2 protein-coding genes are annotated in these 3,189 nt (G+C 43.9%); one reads left to right on the top strand and one right to left on the bottom strand.

Translation table 11 applies throughout. The features are described 5' to 3' along the window. Positions 1–554 precede the first annotated feature (554 nt). Positions 555–1,295 (top strand): cobalt-precorrin-6A reductase, encoded by a 741-nt coding sequence (locus LC574_RS33090; RefSeq protein WP_229457822.1) that lies wholly within the window; start codon positions 555–557, stop codon positions 1,293–1,295. A gap of 273 nt (positions 1,296–1,568) precedes the next feature. On the opposite strand, the gene LC574_RS33095 is transcribed toward LC574_RS33090, so the two are convergent. After that, a complete protein-coding gene (locus tag LC574_RS33095; protein ID WP_229457820.1) occupies positions 1,569–2,711 on the bottom strand; it encodes a BMP family ABC transporter substrate-binding protein in 1,143 nt (380 codons plus the stop codon). Positions 2,712–3,189: the final 478 nt, after the last annotated feature.

Genomic DNA, 3,189 nt, shown 5'->3' on the forward strand with positions numbered 1-3,189 from the left:
TACGTCTCTACATCCAGATTCATATTTCAATTCAGCAACGCCCAATACTTTCTAGAATTGGGGATAACTGAAAGTAGAAAATTACAGCTATTTTCAGGTAAATAGACCACCGGTAGGGGCACAGCATTGCTCATACGTGTCAACTTAACGTAAAAGCCATGTCCCGCAAGGAACTTCAGTTCCTTGGCTTTTAGCTTAAGTCATCTCTTGATGACTAAATAATCCGAAAAATTTTTAGTCTACTTCAGTAGACTTTAGCTATGAGCCGCTGAAATTCATTTCTGGGCGGGCGTGGAAGCCAACAGATAAGCGATTTTTAGTGTAAATCCATCTTATAAGGGAAGTCCCATTCGACCCTAGTGTATGATCGATAAAGTTATTCGGTTCTGGTGGGGAACAGCTACCAGAGGTAACTCTTAAAGTTCGGTGCAAATCCGGCACTTGGGAGCAACTGTAAACCAATTTGAGATATAATCTAAAATCCCAAATAGAGTGAGTCAGGATGCCCGCCGAAATAGATTTATCAATTCCACATATCTGCCTTTATCTTAATGATGCGCGTTTTGATTCTGGGTGGAACGGGAGATGCCGCAGAACTAGCTGCCAAAGTGGCGACTATCCAAGGGTTAGAAACAATCACGTCTCTAGCTGGGCGCACCCGTGAACCATCAGTACCGTTAGGCGATTTACGGGTTGGAGGCTTCGGTGGTGTGGCTGGATTGGCTAGCTATCTGCGAGTAATGCAAATCGATTTATTAATTGATGCAACCCATCCTTTTGCTACTCAGATTTCTTTCAATGCGGCGGATGCCGCAACCGAAGTCGGAGTACCCCATCTGATGTTAATACGCCCGCCTTGGGAAAAAGGAAGTGGCGATCGCTGGATTGAAGTTGACAGTGTTGAAGCCGCCGCCGCATCTGTAGCAAACCAGGCACAGCGAGTATTTTTAACAGTTGGCAGGCAAGAACTCGCCGCTTTTGCTCACCTAGAGAAAATTTGGTTTCTGATGCGGATGATTGACCCTCCTACCAATGATGCTTTAGTGCCACCGGGAGTGATATTGTGCGATCGCGGGCCCTTTACCCTCAATAATGAAAGACAAATCCTGATTCATAACAAGATTGGTACCATAGTGAGTAAAAATAGCGGTGGCGATGCAACAAAGCCCAAGATTATTGCAGCGCGAGAACTGAGCGTAAACGTTGTTATGGTAAATCGTCCACCCATACCGCCAGGGGAGCAGGTTACTGATGTTGATGGTGCTTTGGTATGGTTAATTGACAAGTTGCACTAGTCGTGTGTCAAATATATTTTGACGGATATCAAGACATTTGAGAAACACAAAAAACTCTTTCCCCACTACTTCGGCTTACCTCGGCAACGCTTGGCACAAGTCGCGGTTCCTGAGCGTAGTCGACTTGTACTGAGCGGCGTCGAAGTAAGGACAGTACAAGTCCCTACTCCCCACTCCCTACTCCCCACTCCCCACCTTCACCCGTCATTTTTGGGTTGACAGACCACTAGTCGTGAAACAAGGAAAAAGCCGCCGATCAGACTTTTAGAAATGCTAAGATTTCCCCTTAGGAATTGACCCTTCAATTCCCTCAACATACCAATCCATCGCCAGTTGTCTCTGATCATCCAAAACCTTACCTTTTGGCACTCGCACCACGCCTTTTTGGTCTTTCACCGGGCCATCAAAAGGATGTGCACTACCCTGAATAAACTCATCGCGTTTCGCATTCACCAGTTGTTGCACATCCCCTGGAATCGCCTGATTCATTGGGGAAATATCCACCATTCCTTGACTAATGCCATCCCAAACCTCAAGAGATTTCCAAGTATTACTCATTACAGCCAAGGCTTTATCTGTATAGAATTTTCCCCATTTGTTAATAGCTGATGTTAGGTGAGCTTTTTGACCAAACTTACTCATATCAGTGTTGTAGCCAAAAGCATAAATGCCTTTCTCCTGTGCCAATTGAACAACGGCACTAGAGTCGGTATGCTGTGTCAGTACATCCGCACCTAAATTTACCAAAGCTTGAGCCGCTTCTCTTTCTTTAGCTGGATCGTACCAACTTTGTACCCAAAGTACCTTAACTTTTGCTTGGGGATTTGTTGATCTTACTCCTTGAGTGAATGCACTGATTCCCCGAATTACTTCTGGTATTGGGTATGCGCCAATAAAACCAACTACATTTGATTTTGTCATCTTGCCAGCAATCATGCCGGTTAAGTAACGCGGTTCTTCAAACCGTCCCAGATAAGTGCCGACATTGGCAGCACGTTTGTATCCTCTGCAATGTTCAAAGACAATATCACCAAAGTCCTTAGCAACTTTAATTGTTGGGTTCATGTACCCTAAGGAAGTTGTAAAAATCAACTTGTTACCATCTAATGCGAGTTGGCGAATCACCCTTTGGGCATCAGCACCTTCGTTGACATTTTCCACAAAGGTAGTTTTTACCTTATCTTGAAGATTTGCTTCCATGTCTCTGCGACCTAAATCATGGGCATAAGTCCAGCCAAAATCACCCACAGGGCCGGCATAAACAAATCCCACCTTCAGAGGTTCATTTACCGCCACAGGCGACGCTGAGGGAGATACTTCACCCTGCGATTTAGCATTTTTGCCTTGAACACAATTAGTTAAGGTAAAGCTAGATCCTGCTAAAGTGACATACTTTAGAAAATTCCGACGATCCATCTTGAGAAAGAAGGCAATTAATGGTAATATTATTATAGAGAATCACAACATTTTTTCAGAAAGCGGATATTTAAAGCCAGCTTTTTGATAAAACTGCGATCGCAGACCGATAAAGTTTGATTGGCTGACAAGCAACAGTGAATATTACAAAAAAAGGCGGCGTTGCTGATTCCATGTATGAAAATGATTTTGCATAATACCAAAATCCTTGTAGAGACGTAGCACTGCTACGTCTCTACAAGGATTCATACTTCAATTCAGCAACGCCAAAAAGGCACAGAGCAGCAAGAAACTGACCCAAAAGCTCTCGCCCGGAAAATGCTCCTCAGTTTTGAGGGAAAGTTCCTAGCAACTAGTGGTCTGTCCCATTAATTTTGCTGGGTTGGATAAATCTTTGAAAGCTTAACTCTTGCATCTTCTGTACGAAATCGCCAATCTACACAAACCTGATTAATATTGCGATCGCACTCCCAAATTG

This window comes from Nostoc sp. CHAB 5715 (assembly GCF_020829685.1).
In the GTDB taxonomy this organism is placed as follows: Bacteria; Cyanobacteriota; Cyanobacteriia; order Cyanobacteriales; family Nostocaceae; genus Nostoc.